This is a genomic window from Acidiphilium sp. (genome assembly GCF_049977125.1).
GTDB lineage: Bacteria > Pseudomonadota > Alphaproteobacteria > Acetobacterales > Acetobacteraceae > Acidiphilium.
The window spans coordinates 40,731-55,015 of record NZ_JBMFGY010000010.1 but is presented as its reverse complement, the minus strand read 5'-3'; the positions used below and the strand labels follow the sequence as shown (position 1 = coordinate 55,015).

Below are 14,285 nucleotides of genomic sequence, written 5' to 3'. Positions count from 1 at the left end.
GCCCGCCCTCCGCCCCAAAGCCGAGGCCCGCCCCTGAAGCGAAACCCGGTCAGTTCGCCGGCATCGAGACCCGCCACCCGGATCACCTTTATCCCGGCCCCACCTTGTTCGGCCCCGGCAACCGGTTCTGGCCGCCCCGGCGCAAATTCCGCGAAAAACCCGCCTGACGCCCCAGGTTCGCGCACGTCCAAATCATTACGATATCGCAACAAAATCAATGAACCTCAGGTTATTCCCCAACCACCCGCCTCAGCCGCCCGCCGTCACCGTGCCCCGCCGTCACCGTACTGTGAACCGTCGCGAACACCCGGTCGAGCCGCGCCTGATCCATCGCCTCGTCGAGAAACCCGAACAACCCGGCCAAGGCAGCGCCCCGGCGCAGGATCTCCTCGTAGCGCACGATGCAGGACGGCGCCCTGCCATCGACATGATAGCCCAGCGCCGCGCGTTCGAAACGGTTGAGCAATGCGCGCGTCGCGCCGGCATCCCCGCCCGCCCACCACCCCGAGCGCAACACCTGGTCATGGTCGCGGAAATTGAACACCACGCCGAGATCGGGCAGCACATCATGCAAAAAATCCAGATATTCCCGCAGCTCATCCGGCTCGAACAGATAGCGGATCTCCTTGAAGCCGAAGCACCTCACCCCGTGATCACGCGCCGGCGGCACCAGCACATGGCGGATCAGACCGGCGCAATCCGCCCGCATCACCGCCAGATCGACCTCATGCAACCCGTACCACGGCATGTTCGGCGCCGTGCTGTCCCCCGCATAGGGTCCGGTCACCGCCCGGTGCAGCGCCTGATGCGCGTGAAACAAATGAACCGCGAAATGCTCGTTCTCGCCCCGGATCAACCAACCCTCGATCGTATTCAGAATACCCTGCATCAAGGTCGAGCCGCTGCGCCCGTAGGTGACGATCAGGCAGGATTGAAACCGGGCCATGCCGGTTTATCACCGATCCGGCACGCCAATGCCAGAGGCGACGCAACCGCCAACCGGCCCGAAGGCATGGCGCCGATCCGGTCCCGGCACTCGACAAAGTCAGGGCATTTGGCCAAAACCGCCGCAATGGATGGAGATCTGTCATGAGCCAACCCTATATCGAGGCCGGCGGCATCAGAATCGCGGCCCCCTTGCACGATTTCATCGCAACCCACGCCCTGCCCGGCACCGGGCTGGACCCGGCGGCGTTCTGGCAGGGGTTCGGTGCCTTCATCACATCTTTCGCCCCGCGCAACGCCGCCTTGATGGCCGAGCGCGACCGCCTGCAAACCGCGATCGACCAGTGGCACCGCACCCACAAGGCGCAACCGATCGACCAGGCGGACTATCAGGCCTTCCTGCGCGAAATCGGCTATCTGCAACCCGAACCCGCCGCCGTCACGGTGAGCACCGAACGGGTCGATCCCGAAATCGCCAGCATCGCCGGGCCGCAGCTCGTCGTCCCGGTCATGAACGCGCGCTATGCGCTGAACGCGGCCAACGCGCGCTGGGGCAGCCTCTACGATGCGCTCTATGGCACCGATGCGATCGCCGAAACCAACGGCCAGGAACGCGGCAAGGGCTACAACCCGGTGCGCGGCGCCGCCGTGGTCGCCCGCGCCCGCGCCTTTCTCGACGCCAATTTCCCCCTCTCGGTCGGCAGCCACAAGGAGGCGCGCGGCTATCACATCCATAACGGCCATCTCGCCGTGGTGCTCGAACGCGGCGAGACCGGCATCGCCCACGGCGCGCAATTCGCCGGCTACCGGGGCGATCCTGACAAACCCACCGCGATCCTGCTGCGCAACCATAATCTGCATGTCGAGATCGTCATCGACCCCACCCATGTCGTCGGCCGCACCGATCCCGCCGGCATCGCCGATCTGGTGATCGAATCCGCGATCAGCTCGATCATGGACGCCGAGGACAGCGTCGCCGCCGTCGATGCCGAGGACAAGGTGCTGGTCTATCGCAACTGGCTCGGCCTGATGACCGGCACGCTCGAGGAATCCGTCGAAAAAAACGGCCGGCGCTTCACCCGCCGCCTCGCCGAAGACCGCACCTACACCGCGCCGGACGGCACCCCCCTCACCCTCTCCGGCCGGGTTCTGATGCTGATCCGCAACGTCGGCCACCATATCTATACCGACACCGTGCGCGACGCCGAAGGCCAGCCGATCCCGGAGACCATGCTCGATCTCGTGGTCAGCGCCCTGTGCGGCCGGCACGACCTCAACCGCACCGGTGCCAGGAACTCGCGCGCCGGCTCGATCTACATCGTCAAGCCCAAGCTGCACGGACCCGATGAGGTCGCCTATGCCGATGCGCTGTTCGCCGCGGCCGAAACCCTGCTCGATTTGCCGGCCAACACGATCAAAATGGGCATCATGGACGAGGAGCGCCGCACCTCGGCCAATCTCGCCGCCTGCATCGCCGCGGCGCGCCAGCGCATCTTCTTCATCAACACCGGCTTCCTCGATCGCACCGGCGATGAAATCCACACCTCGATCGAGGCGGGGCCGATGATCCGCAAAAACGAGATCAAAAACACCCCCTGGATCAAATCCTACGAGGATCGCAACGTCGAGATCGGCATCGCCTGCGGCCTGCCCGGCCATGCCCAGATCGGCAAGGGCATGTGGGCGGCGCCGGACGCGATGGCGGCGATGCTGGACCAGAAAATCGGCCATCCCCGCGCCGGGGCCAACACCGCCTGGGTCCCCTCACCCACCGCCGCCACCCTGCACGCCCTGCATTACCACATGATCGACGTCGCCCGCCGCCAGGAGGAGCTGAAATCCCGCCCGATCGGCGCGCTGGACGATCTGCTGACGATCCCGCTCGCCGACCGGCCGAACTGGGCGCCCGACGACATCCAGCAGGAGCTCGACAACAACGCCCAGGGCATCCTCGGCTACGTGGTCCGCTGGATCGACCAGGGCATCGGCTGCTCGAAAGTGCCCGACATCCACAATGTCGCCCTGATGGAAGACCGCGCCACCCTGCGCATCTCGGCGCAGCACATCGCCAACTGGCTGCACCATGGCATCGTCACCGAGGCGCAGGTGATGGCAACCCTGCGCCGCATGGCCGCCGTGGTCGATCGCCAGAACGCCGATGATCCGCTCTACAAGCCGATGGCGCCAGGCTTCGACGGCATCGCCTTCCAGGCCGCCTGCGATCTGGTGTTCAAGGGCCGCGCCCAACCCAACGGCTACACCGAATTCATCCTGCACAACCGCCGGCGCGAGGCCAAGGCGGCGGCATGACATCGCGCTGACATGATCGCCCGGCGTCTTGCCGCCATCGCCGGCGTGACCATTCTCAGAGGCCACGGCACCGGATCGGAGATCTCATGGACGCAACCCCCCCTGCCTCGGCCACCAGGCTGATCCCGCGTGCGGAGAATGATGTTGCGTTCAACGCGATTGCCGCGCATTTTCGCGCGACCCATCCCGGTGGGCGGGCCGAGCCGATCGGAGCTGATGAAATCACGCGCGCGAGCACGCGCATCCTGGAAGGTGCCGACATCCTGTCATGACCGGAATGATCACCCGCAAACGCCTGATGATGGCGCTGGAAATCCTGTTCAACTTTCTGCTGCCATGGGTGGTCTATCGGGTGGCGAAGCCGCATCTCGGCGAGATCCACGCCATCATGGCGTCCGCCGCGCCGCCGATGCTCTGGAGCCTGATCGAGTTCGCCCGCAAGCGGCGGGTCGATGCGATCTCGGTCATGGTGCTCGGCGGCATCGGCCTGTCGCTGCTCGGCTTCGCGCTGGGCGGGTCGCCGAAGCTTCTGCTGATGCGGGAATCGCTGATCACCGGGTTGATCGGCGTGGTGTTCATCGTCTCTGCCCTCATCGGCCGGCCGCTGATGTATGTCCTGGCCAGCGCCAGCCTGAAACGCCGCTCCGCCGAGGACAGCGCCGAATTCGAGGCCTACAAGGATGATCCGGCGTTCCGCCGCATGATGGCGGTGATGACCCTGGTCTGGGGTGTCGGCTTCGTGGCCGAAACCGCCGTGCGCAGCGTTCTGGTCTTTTCACTGCCGGTCGGGCGGTTCCTGATCATCGGCCCGGTCGTCGGTTACACCACCGTCGGCCTTCTGATGGTGTGGACCTTCCTCTACGGACGCCGCGCCGAGAAGCGGGGCGTGATGTCGTAACGCGCGATGCGGCCAGTGTGACCGCCCGCGTCAGCCGGCTGATGGGCGCAGCCGGTCGGGGATGGTGAAACCGAGCCGGCAGGGGATGTCCCACACCTCATTCACCTGCCGCGTGACGCGAAATCCGGCGCGCAGATAATTCGGCAGCGCGCGGGGGTGATCCGCCGTGCAGGTATTCACCGTCATGCCCCGCACCGGCCCGGCGAAGACGCGCTCGATCGCGGCGCCGAGCAGGGAAAATCCGATACCCTGGCCGATCGCTTCGGGGGTCAGACCGAAATAACTCAGGTTGATATCGGGCCAAGGTGTCGCGTCCAGCTCAAAAAACCCGACCTCGACGCCGTTCAGCGTCAGCACATGGATCGCGGTGGCGGGGTCGGCGAGCAGCCGGGCCAGCATGTCGTCCGGCATCATCCGGCGCAGCCACCACAGCCAGGGCTGGCCGACCCGATCATAGAGCGCGCGATAGGTCGCGACGGTCATGCGCCGCGCCGGCTGGACCACGGCGTCCGGCGGCAGCGGCGACCAGGTGATCGGCGGGCGGCGATCGAGTCGCATGAAGGTGACGGTCACCACGATACGATCGATGGCCTCGCCGGGCCGGGCGCGGGCATAGTCAAGCATGGGCGGCTCAGTCTTCGAGGAAGCTGCGGAGTTTCCGGCTGCGCGAGGGGTGCTTGAGCTTGCGCAACGCCTTCGCCTCGATCTGGCGGATGCGCTCGCGCGTCACGTTGAACTGCTGGCCGACTTCTTCCAACGTATGATCGGTGTTCATGCCGATGCCGAAGCGCATGCGCAGCACGCGTTCCTCACGCGGGGTGAGCGAGGAGAGCACGCGGGTGGCGGCTTCGCGGAGGTTCGCATGAACCGCAGCATCCAAGGGTATGATCGCGTTCTTGTCCTCGATGAAATCGCCGAGATGACTATCCTCCTCATCGCCGATCGGGGTTTCGAGGCTGATCGGTTCCTTGGCGATCTTGAGAACCTTGCGCACTTTTTCGAGCGGCATGCCAAGCTTTTCCGCCAATTCCTCCGGCGTCGGCTCGCGGCCGATCTCGTGGAGCATCTGGCGCGAGGTACGGACCAGCTTGTTGATCGTCTCGATCATATGCACCGGAATCCGGATGGTGCGGGCCTGATCGGCAATGCTGCGGGTGATCGCCTGACGGATCCACCAGGTCGCATAGGTGCTGAATTTATAGCCGCGGCGGTATTCGAACTTATCCACCGCCTTCATCAACCCGATATTGCCCTCCTGGATCAGATCCAGGAATTGCAGGCCGCGATTGGTGTATTTTTTCGCGATCGAGATCACGAGGCGCAGATTGGCCTCGATCATTTCCTTCTTCGCCCGGGTCGAATCCCGTTCGCCACGCGAAACCGTTGAATAGACCCGCCGGAATTCCTCGATCGGCAGCTGCGCCTCGGCGGCGATCCGGCCGATCTGGGCGCGCAATTCGGTGACCTGGGTACCGAACCGCGGGACGAACAGCTTCCAGCCCTTGCCCGGCAGCTTGGCGACGTCATCGAGCCAGGCCGGGTCCATCTCGCGACCGCGATAGGCTTTGAGGAACTCGTCGCGCGGCACTTTGCAGCTCTCGGCGAGCCGCATCATCTGCCCCTCCAGCCCGTTCATCCGCTGGTTCAATTCCTTCAACTGGATCACCAACTCCTCGATCCGGTTGGTGTGCAGCCGGACCTGCTCGACCTTGGCGACCAGCTCGTCACGCAGCTTTTCATAGGCTTTTTCCGAGCGCGTGCTGGCTTCCTCGCCGGCGTTCAGCGCATCCAGCCGCTTGTGCTGGAGCTTCATGAACTTCTCGTAGAGCTTCTCGATCTCGGTGAAGGTCTCGAACACCTCCGGCTTGAGTTTTTCCTCGACCGCCGAAAGCGACATGCCGCTGCTCTCGGCATCGTCCTCGTCGTCGACTTCCTCGACCACCGGTGCCGCGGGGTTGAACCCGGCATCGCCGCCGCCCTGGGTCGCTTCGAGATCGATCACGTCGCGGAGCAGCATCTTGCCGTCCTTGAGCGCCTCGTGCCAGGAAATGATCGCGCGGAAGGTGAGCGGGCTTTCGCACAACCCGCCGATCATCATGTCGCGCCCGGCCTCGATCCGCTTGGCGATGGCGATTTCGCCCTCGCGCGACAGCAGCTCGACCGTGCCCATCTCGCGCAGATACATCCGCACCGGATCATCGGTGCGGCTGCCACTCGATTCACTGATATTGCCGGCCGGCGTTTCCTCGTCGGCCTCGACCGCTTCCTCTTCCTTCTCGGCGGCGGGGACGACTTCGGTTTCCTCGGCTTCCTCGCCCTCGACCACCTGGATGCCCATTTCACTGAGCATCGACATCACATCCTCGATCTGCTCGGAGCTGTTCTGATCCGATGGCAGCACGGCGTTCAGCTCGTCGAAGGTGATGTAGCCGCGCTCCTTACCCTTCGCGATCAGGCGCTTGACCGATGCCGATTGGATATCGAGGGTCGGGCTGTCGGTTTCGGCTTCAGGGGCGGCGGTGTCGGCGGCGGCGGGTTTCAGAGCCATTATGCATCAGTCTCCAAGACAAGAGATAAATCGCAGATCAATACGTTCAAAAAACGGCATCGCTGTCAGCCTCACCACGTTCGGCGCGTTTCAACGCGCGTGTGAGTGAAACCAGGCGATTCCAGACTTCGGGTTCCGGCTCCTCTTGCCATCTCCGGCTCTGCTCGGCGCATTGTTCACGCAACCAGCCAAGGTTCATGAGCCCGTAAATCCCGTACCAAGACGCTTCCAATTCGGCCATGGCGGCCGGATCGTTTTCGGGGGTGTGTTGCGGAAAACTGGCCAGAACATGATCCGCCGCATCTCGAAGACCCGATTGGGTCAGATGGTTGAGCAGGTCGCGCGAGTCAAGAGCCTGCGCACCATGAAACCAAACGGACATGGCATCCCGCAGGCGGGCACAATCCTCTGGCAGGTCGAGCAAACCGAACGCCTCCTCTAAGTCAGGCAAAAACGACGGATAGCAAAGCAATATTGCGGTTAGCAGCCGTGCGCGGCGCGCAATGGTCGTTTCAGCATCGATCCTTGGGCGGGGCAGATTGACGTGGGGGGATTTGTCGCGCGGGCTGCGCGGGGTGCCGCGGTCGAATTTCCGGCGGCGTTCAGCGTAGAGGCGATCGATCAGGGTGGTGCGATATTCGCTCGCGAGGGCACGATCCTCGATGCCGCGCGCGACCGATTCGAGGCGCTTGCGAAACGCGGCCTTGCCTTCGGGCGTGGTGCGGTCGGCCCCTTCGGCGAGCATGTCGTAGAGGGTTTCGGCGAGGTTGGGGGCGGCACCGAGCATGGCGGCGAAGGCGGTGGCCCCTTCACGGCGGATGAAACTGTCCGGATCGTCGCGCTCGGTCAGTCGCAGCACGGCGAGGCCGCGATCGGGGGCGAGGGATTTCAGGGCGAGTTCGGTCGAGCGGAGTGCGGCGCGGCGGCCGGCGGCGTCGCCATCGAAACACAGGATCGGCCGGGGCGAGAGACGCCATAATTCAGCGAGGTGTTGCTCGGTCAGCGCCGTGCCGAGCGGCGCGACGGCGCCGGTGAAGCCGGCCTGGTGCAGGGCGATGACATCCATATAGCCTTCGACCACGATCAGCGCGGCCCCGCCGCGCACGGCGGCGCGGGCACGATCGAGACCGTACAGGGTTTGGCGCTTGGAAAATAATGCCGTCTCGGGACCGTTGAGATATTTCGGCTGGCCGTCGCCGAGCACCCGTCCGCCGAAGCTGATGATCCGGCCCCGCCGGTCGCGGATCGGGAACATCACGCGGGCGAAGAAATAATCGATCGGGCCGCGTTCGGTCGCTTTCAGCAACCCGGCCTCGATCATCTGCGCGGGCGTGATGCCTTGCCGGGTGAGCGATTCGGCGAGGCTGCCGCGCCCTTCGCCGGACCAGCCGAGGCCGAAATGCTCGATCGTCGCCTCGCTGAGCCCGCGCGCGCGGAGGTAGGCAATGGCAGCACTTCCCTGCGGCGTGCGGAGCAGGCGGCGATATTCGGTCGCGGCGGCGGCGAGAACCTCCGACAGATCGGCCTCACGGCGCTCCGCCTCGGCGGCCTGGGGGGTGGGTTTGGGCACCTGAAGCCCGGCCTCGGCGGCGAGGCGTTCGACCGCCTCCATGAACCCGGCGCCTTCGTTCTGCATGACGAAACTGATCGCATCGCCGTGCGCGCCGCAGCCGAAGCAGTGGTAATGATCGTCATAGACATAAAAGGACGGCGATTTCTCGTTGTGGAACGGGCAGCAGCCTTTCTGGTCGCGACCCGACCGTTCCAGCCGCACCTTGCGCGCGATCAGCGGGGCGAGCGGGGTGCGGGCGCGCAGTTCATCGAGAAAATTCGGCGGCAGGCTCATGGGGTCGCGAGTTTCGACTTCACCGCCGCCGAGGCGGAGGCCATGTCGAGTGCTGGACCATGCGCGGATTTCAGGGCGGCGATGACCTTGCCCATGTCCTTGGGCGAGGTGGCGCCGCTGGTGGCGATCGCCTGATCGATCGCGTCGTCGAGAGCAGCGCCGCTCAGGGTCTGCGGCAGATAGGCTTCGAGGATGGCGATTTCGGCGGCTTCCTGATCGGCGAGGTCGGGGCGGTTGCCCTGGCGGTATTGGGATTCCGACTCGCGGCGGGTTTTGACCATGCCGCGGATCATGGCGATGATGTCGTCATCGGGCACCGCCGTGATCCCCTTGGGGCGTGCTGCGATGTCGGTATCCTTCAATTTGGCGGTGGCCATGCGCAGGGTGGATACGGTGAGCGTCTCGCGCGCGAGCATGGCGGCTTTGAGGTCGGCTTGGAGGCGGGTTCGCAGGGCACTCATGGTCTGTCTTCCTTCGAGGGGCCGGAAATAGTTTCCGGCTTGGTTCGTTTGTGGTTGATCGCGGATTTGGTTTCCGGCATACCGCATCATCATGCCGAAAACCATTGCCGAGTTGATCGATCGTCTGGGTGGGGCCGAGGCCGCTGCCCGGCTTACCATGGTTTCGACCGAGGCGGTTCGCAAATGGCGCAGTGCCGGTGCGATTCCGACCCGGCATTGGCCGGCGGTGCTGGCGGCGACCGGGCTGAGCATGCAGGATCTGCCGGGCGGGACGGCGCCCGAAGCGACAGCGCGCCGACCGGAGGGAGCGACGGCGGCGCTGGTGCTGGGCGATGGGCAGGTGTTCTGGGGGCGCGGTTTCGGGGCGTTCAGCGACGGGAAGCCGGCGGAGCTGTGTTTTTCGACCGGCATGACCGGGTATCAGGAGACGCTCACCGATCCGTCGTTTGCCGGGCAGATCATCACCTTCACCTTTCCGCATATCGGCAATGTCGGGGCGAATGCGGAGGATGTCGAGGCATCGACCAGTTTCGCGCGCGGTCTGGTGATCAATCGCGACATTACGGCACCGTCGAGTTGGCGGGCGGCGGAGGGGTTGGCGCGATGGTGCCAGCGGATGGGGCTGGTCGGGATTGCCGGGGTCGATACGCGGGCGTTGACCCGCGCGATCCGGGATGACGGGCCGCCGAACGCGCTGATCTCCTATCCGGAAAATGGTCAGTTCGATCTGGATGCGCTGGTGGCGCGGGCGCGGGAATGGCCGGGGCTGGAAGGGATGGATCTGGCGCGCGAGGTATCATGCACGCAGAGCTACGAGTGGTCGGAGACGGTGTGGAACCGGGTGAGCGGGTTCGGACGGCAGGAGGCGCCGCGCCATACCGTGGTGGCGGTGGATTTCGGGGCGAAGCGCAATATTTTCCGCAATCTCGCGAGTGCCGGATGCCGGGTGATCGTGGTGCCGGCGACGGCGACGGCCGAGGATATTCTGCGCCACGCGCCGGATGGGGTGTTTCTCTCGAACGGCCCGGGTGATCCGGCGGCGACGGCGGACTACGCGGTTCCGGCGATACGGGGTGTGCTGGAGGCGGGTGTGCCGCTGTTCGGGATTTGCCTCGGGCATCAGTTACTGGCCCATGCGCTGGGCGGGACGACGTATAAGCTGGCGCGCGGGCATCGCGGGGCGAACCAGCCGGTGCAGGAGATCGCGACCGGCAAGGTCGAGATCACCAGCCAGAATCACGGGTTTGCGGTGGATGAAGCCTCGCTGCCGGCGGGGGTGATGGTGACGCATCGGAGCCTGTTCGATGGGTCGAACGAGGGGATCGCCTGTGCGGCGAAGCGTTGTTTTTCAGTGCAGTATCACCCGGAAGCGAGTCCGGGACCGTCTGATTCAAAGCATTTGTTCGGGCGATTTACGGCGATGATGGAGGACGTATAGGGAGTTTACGGGGTTATACGGAGATTTGTGTATAACCGGGTAAACTTTGTATAACTCGATCATGAACCCTGTTCGCAATCCTTTCGCACCCGGTGCGGGTACCCGGCCGCCCGAGTTGAGTGGGCGGGTTGGGCTGCTGGAAGAAACATCCGTCGCGATCGGGCGGGCCAAGCTGCGGCGGCCCGTGAAATCGATGATCGTGGTCGGGTTGCGGGGGGTGGGCAAGACCGTGCTGCTGAACGAGTTCGATCACATGGCGCGCGATGCAGGATGTCGGACGATTCTGATCGAGGCGCATGAGGTCAAACCGCTGCCCGATCTGCTGGTACCGCCGTTGCGACAATTGTTACTGGAGTTCGATCGGCTGGGGACTCTCTCGGAGGCGGTGAAACGCGGATTGCGCGTGCTGAAAAGTTTCATGGGTTCGGTGCGGCTGAAATACGGCGAAGCGGAGATTGCGCTGGAGATCGACCCGGAGGTGGGGGCGGCGGATAGCGGCGATCTGGAGATCGATCTGCCGGCGGTGTTTCAGGCGGTTGGTCAGGCTGCGATCGACCGGGGGCAGACGGTGGTGCTGCTGATCGATGAACTGCAGTATCTGAAGCAACGCGAGATGAGCGCGCTGATCATGGCGCTGCATCGGATCAATCAGGACAGGCTGCCGATTCTGATGTTCGGTGCCGGGTTGCCGCAAGTTTTGGCTTTGGCCGGAAAATCGAAATCCTACGCGGAGCGGCTGTTCGACTTTCCGCGTGTCGGGTCGCTGTCGGATGCGGATGCGGCGGATGCGATCCGCAAGCCGATCGAAGCGGAAGGTGAGAGGATTACACCGGCCGCGCTGTCCGCGCTGATCGCGCAGACGCAGGGGTATCCGTTCTATTTGCAGGAATGGGGGTATCAGGCGTGGCAGGTGGCGCGGGAATCGCCGATCGATGTCGCGGATATCGAGGCGGCGACCGCTGTTTCGATCCGGCGGCTCGATGAGAGTTTTTTCCGGGTGCGGTTCGATCGGCTGACGCCGCGCGAGAAGGATTATGTGCGGGCGATGGCGAGCCTGCCGGGATCGGGGCCGTATCGGTCCGGAGACGTGGCGGATGCGTTGGGGCTGCCCGTACGGACGGTCGGACCGATACGGAACAACCTAATTGCGAAGGGCATGATCTATGCTCCGGCTTATGGTGATACAGCATTTACGGTGCCTTTGTTCGAGTTGTTCTTAAGGCGAGTGATGTCGTGACTAATGGGGTCTGGGGCCTAAGGCCCCAGCGGGTGCAGGGCGGAGCCCTGCGGACTTGCCTTAAAACTTTTGCGTGAAAGACCAATCCATGCCCAAGCGTACCGACCTGAAGTCCATTCTGATCATCGGCGCCGGTCCGATCGTTATTGGTCAGGCTTGCGAGTTCGATTACTCCGGCGCGCAGGCGTGCAAGGCGTTGCGGGAGGAGGGGTATCGGGTTGTGCTGGTCAATTCCAATCCTGCGACGATCATGACTGATCCTGAGTTGGCGGATGCGACGTATATCGAGCCGATTACGCCGGAGATGGTGGAGAAGATCATCATCAAGGAGCGTCCGGATGCGTTGTTGCCGACGATGGGCGGGCAGACGGCGCTGAATACCGCGATGGCGCTGGCGAAATCGGGTGTGCTTGACAAGCATGGGGTCGAGTTGATTGGCGCGAAGGCGGAGGTGATCGATCGGGCGGAGGATCGGTTGAAGTTTCGCGATGCGATGGCGGAGATCGGGATCGAGAGTCCGAAGAGTGCGATTGCGCATTCGCTGGAGGAGGCGCGGGCGGCGCTTGAGTTGGTCGGGTTGCCGGCGGTGATAAGGCCGTCGTTCACGCTGGGTGGGACGGGGGGCGGGATTGCGTTCAACCGCGCGGAGTTTCTGGAGATTGTGACCAGCGGGTTGGATGCGTCGCCGACCACTGAGGTGTTGATCGAGGAGAGCGTGCTCGGCTGGAAAGAGTACGAGATGGAGGTGGTGCGCGATACGGCGGATAATTGCATCATTGTGTGTTCGATCGAGAATATCGATCCTATGGGGGTGCATACCGGCGATTCGGTGACGGTGGCGCCGGCGCTGACGCTGACCGACCGGGAATTTCAGATCATGCGGGATGCGTCGATCGCGTGTTTGCGCAAGATCGGGGTGGATACGGGCGGGTCGAACGTGCAGTTCGGCGTCAATCCGGCGGATGGGCGGATGGTGGTGATCGAGATGAATCCGCGGGTGTCGCGTTCGTCGGCGCTGGCCTCGAAGGCGACGGGATTTCCGATTGCGAAGATCGCGGCGAAGCTGGCGGTGGGGTATACGCTGGATGAGTTGCGGAATGATATTACACAGGTGACGCCGGCGAGTTTCGAGCCGACGATCGATTACGTGGTGATCAAGATTCCGCGGTTTACCTTCGAGAAGTTTCCGGGGACGCCGGCCTTGCTGACGACGGCGATGAAGTCGGTCGGGGAGGCGATGGCGATCGGGCGGAGTTTTGCCGAGGCGTTGCAGAAGGGGTTGCGGAGTCTGGAGACGGGCTTGTCCGGGCTCGATGAGGTCGAGGCGCCGGGGGATGGCACGCATGATGCGTTCCGGGCGGCGCTGTCGACCCCCCGGCCGGATCGGTTGTTGATCGCGGCACAGGCGCTGCGGGCTGGGTTGTCGGTTGCGGATATTCACGCGACGTCGAAATTCGACCCGTGGTATCTCGAGCAGATGGCGGAGATCGTGGCGGCGGAGCGGCGGATTGCCAGCGAGGGGTTGCCGGAGGACGCGATCGGGCTGCGGGCGGTCAAGGCGCTGGGGTTTTCGGACAAGCGGCTCGCACAGTTGACCGGGCGTGAGGAGGCGGCGATTGCGGCGGAGCGCACAGCGCTTGGCGTGGTGCCGGTGTATCGAAGGATCGATAGTACGGCGGGCGAGTTCGCTTCCGCCACCTCATATATGTATGCGACGTATGAGGGCGGGTTCGGGGTGCCTCATTGCGAGGCGGAGCCAACTGAGCGGCAGAAGATCGTGATTCTGGGCGGCGGGCCGAACCGGATCGGGCAGGGGATCGAGTTCGATTATTGCTGCGTCCATGCCGCCTATGCGCTGCGCGAGGCGGGGTATGAGACCATCATGGTCAATTGCAATCCCGAAACGGTTTCGACCGATTACGATACGTCGGACCGGCTGTATTTCGAGCCGTTGTTTGCGGAGGATGTGATCGCGCTGATCCGGCGCGAGCAGCAGAATGGCACGGTGCTCGGCTGCATCGTGCAATATGGGGGGCAGACGCCGTTGAAGCTGAGTCAGGCGCTGGAGGATGCGGGGATTCCGATTTTGGGGACGTCGGCGGATGCGATCGATGTCGCGGAGGATCGTGAGCGGTTTCAGGTGCTGTTGAAATCGCTGGGCTTGCGTCAGCCGGAAAACGGGATTGCGCGCTCGGCGGAGCAGGCGGAGGCGATCGTCGAGAAAATCGGGTTTCCGGTCGTGATCCGGCCGAGTTACGTGCTGGGCGGGCGGGCGATGGAGATTGTGTACGATCTGCCCAATCTGCGGCGCTATATGCGGGAGGCGGTGATCGTTTCCGGGAGCAATCCGGTGCTGATCGACCGGTATTTGAATGATGCGATCGAGGTGGATGTCGATTGTATTGCGGATGGTCAGACCGTGTATGTCGCGGGTGTGATGGAGCATATCGAGGAGGCGGGGATTCATTCGGGTGACTCGGCCTGTTCGCTGCCGCCCTATTCGCTCTCGCCGGCCGTGGTCGCCGAATTGCGCTCGGAGACCGAGGCGATGGCCAAGGCGCTCAATGTGGTCGGGCTGATGAATGTGCAGTTCGCGATTCAG

Annotated in this window: 11 protein-coding genes; 6 read left to right on the top strand and 5 right to left on the bottom strand. The window is 64.1% G+C overall.

The window, feature by feature from the left end; genetic code table 11:
- Window positions 1–229: 229 nt before the first annotated feature.
- Window positions 230–946, bottom strand: a complete 717-nt coding sequence (locus ACP5E6_RS03375; protein WP_427951662.1) for a hypothetical protein — start codon at window positions 944–946, stop codon at window positions 230–232.
- Between the two features lie 143 nt (window positions 947–1,089).
- Between ACP5E6_RS03375 and ACP5E6_RS03370 the strand changes: the two genes are divergently transcribed.
- The 3 genes from ACP5E6_RS03370 to ACP5E6_RS03360 all read left to right on the top strand — a co-directional run bounded on the left by ACP5E6_RS03370 (window position 1,090) and on the right by ACP5E6_RS03360 (window position 4,153).
- The gene (locus ACP5E6_RS03370; RefSeq protein ID WP_427951659.1) at window positions 1,090–3,255 is read left to right on the top strand and encodes a malate synthase G; all 2,166 of its coding nucleotides are present in this window, start codon (window positions 1,090–1,092) and stop codon (window positions 3,253–3,255) included.
- 86 nt (window positions 3,256–3,341) lie between these two features.
- On the top strand, window positions 3,342–3,527 hold the full coding sequence (locus ACP5E6_RS03365; RefSeq protein ID WP_427951656.1) for a hypothetical protein: 186 nt from the start codon (window positions 3,342–3,344) through the stop codon (window positions 3,525–3,527).
- Window positions 3,524–4,153 (top strand): VC0807 family protein, encoded by a 630-nt coding sequence (locus tag ACP5E6_RS03360; protein ID WP_427951655.1) that lies wholly within the window; start codon window positions 3,524–3,526, stop codon window positions 4,151–4,153. Before ACP5E6_RS03365 ends, ACP5E6_RS03360 begins: the two co-directional genes overlap by 4 nt.
- Before the next feature lie 30 nt (window positions 4,154–4,183).
- On the opposite strand, the gene ACP5E6_RS03355 is transcribed toward ACP5E6_RS03360, so the two are convergent.
- The 4 genes from ACP5E6_RS03355 to ACP5E6_RS03340 are packed head-to-tail and all read right to left on the bottom strand — an operon-like array spanning window position 4,184 to window position 9,008.
- Complete coding sequence (locus tag ACP5E6_RS03355; protein ID WP_427951653.1) at window positions 4,184–4,777, bottom strand: N-acetyltransferase family protein; 594 nt, start codon at window positions 4,775–4,777, stop codon at window positions 4,184–4,186.
- 7 nt (window positions 4,778–4,784) lie between these two features.
- The gene (rpoD, locus tag ACP5E6_RS03350) at window positions 4,785–6,701 is read right to left on the bottom strand and encodes an RNA polymerase sigma factor RpoD (protein ID WP_427951650.1); all 1,917 of its coding nucleotides are present in this window, start codon (window positions 6,699–6,701) and stop codon (window positions 4,785–4,787) included.
- A 46-nt stretch (window positions 6,702–6,747) separates the two neighbouring features.
- Window positions 6,748–8,547, bottom strand: coding sequence for a DNA primase (dnaG, locus tag ACP5E6_RS03345; protein WP_427951647.1), 1,800 nt, complete (start codon window positions 8,545–8,547; stop codon window positions 6,748–6,750).
- Complete coding sequence (locus ACP5E6_RS03340) at window positions 8,544–9,008, bottom strand: GatB/YqeY domain-containing protein (RefSeq protein ID WP_427951644.1); 465 nt, start codon at window positions 9,006–9,008, stop codon at window positions 8,544–8,546. The genes dnaG and ACP5E6_RS03340 overlap by 4 nt, the downstream gene beginning before the upstream one ends.
- A gap of 91 nt (window positions 9,009–9,099) precedes the next feature.
- Here ACP5E6_RS03340 and carA point away from each other — a divergent pair, with 91 nt between their 5' ends.
- From carA to carB, 3 genes are all read left to right on the top strand, one after another.
- Entirely contained in the window at window positions 9,100–10,446 is a 1,347-nt protein-coding gene (gene carA, locus ACP5E6_RS03335; protein ID WP_427951641.1) for a glutamine-hydrolyzing carbamoyl-phosphate synthase small subunit, read from the top strand.
- 61 nt (window positions 10,447–10,507) lie between these two features.
- Entirely contained in the window at window positions 10,508–11,683 is a 1,176-nt protein-coding gene (locus ACP5E6_RS03330; RefSeq protein WP_427951638.1) for an AAA family ATPase, read from the top strand.
- 88 nt (window positions 11,684–11,771) lie between these two features.
- Window positions 11,772–14,285 (top strand): carbamoyl-phosphate synthase large subunit (gene carB / locus ACP5E6_RS03325; RefSeq protein ID WP_427951635.1); only part of this gene is annotated, 2,514 nt, incomplete at its 3' end.

What these genes read in the sequence shown, in the direction of transcription:
- ACP5E6_RS03355 (WP_427951653.1), bottom strand. Translation starts at nt 4,777, where the DNA reads ATGCTTGACTATGCCCGCGCCCGGCCCGGCGAGGCCATCGATCGTATC.
- ACP5E6_RS03360 (WP_427951655.1), top strand. Translation starts at nt 3,524, where the DNA reads ATGACCGGAATGATCACCCGCAAACGCCTGATGATGGCGCTGGAAATC.
- rpoD (WP_427951650.1), bottom strand. Translation starts at nt 6,701, where the DNA reads ATGGCTCTGAAACCCGCCGCCGCCGACACCGCCGCCCCTGAAGCCGAA.
- ACP5E6_RS03370 (WP_427951659.1), top strand. Translation starts at nt 1,090, where the DNA reads ATGAGCCAACCCTATATCGAGGCCGGCGGCATCAGAATCGCGGCCCCC.
- ACP5E6_RS03375 (WP_427951662.1), bottom strand. Translation starts at nt 946, where the DNA reads ATGGCCCGGTTTCAATCCTGCCTGATCGTCACCTACGGGCGCAGCGGC.
- dnaG (WP_427951647.1), bottom strand. Translation starts at nt 8,547, where the DNA reads ATGAGCCTGCCGCCGAATTTTCTCGATGAACTGCGCGCCCGCACCCCG.
- ACP5E6_RS03330 (WP_427951638.1), top strand. Translation starts at nt 10,508, where the DNA reads ATGAACCCTGTTCGCAATCCTTTCGCACCCGGTGCGGGTACCCGGCCG.
- ACP5E6_RS03340 (WP_427951644.1), bottom strand. Translation starts at nt 9,008, where the DNA reads ATGAGTGCCCTGCGAACCCGCCTCCAAGCCGACCTCAAAGCCGCCATG.
- carA (WP_427951641.1), top strand. Translation starts at nt 9,100, where the DNA reads ATGCCGAAAACCATTGCCGAGTTGATCGATCGTCTGGGTGGGGCCGAG.
- ACP5E6_RS03365 (WP_427951656.1), top strand. Translation starts at nt 3,342, where the DNA reads ATGGACGCAACCCCCCCTGCCTCGGCCACCAGGCTGATCCCGCGTGCG.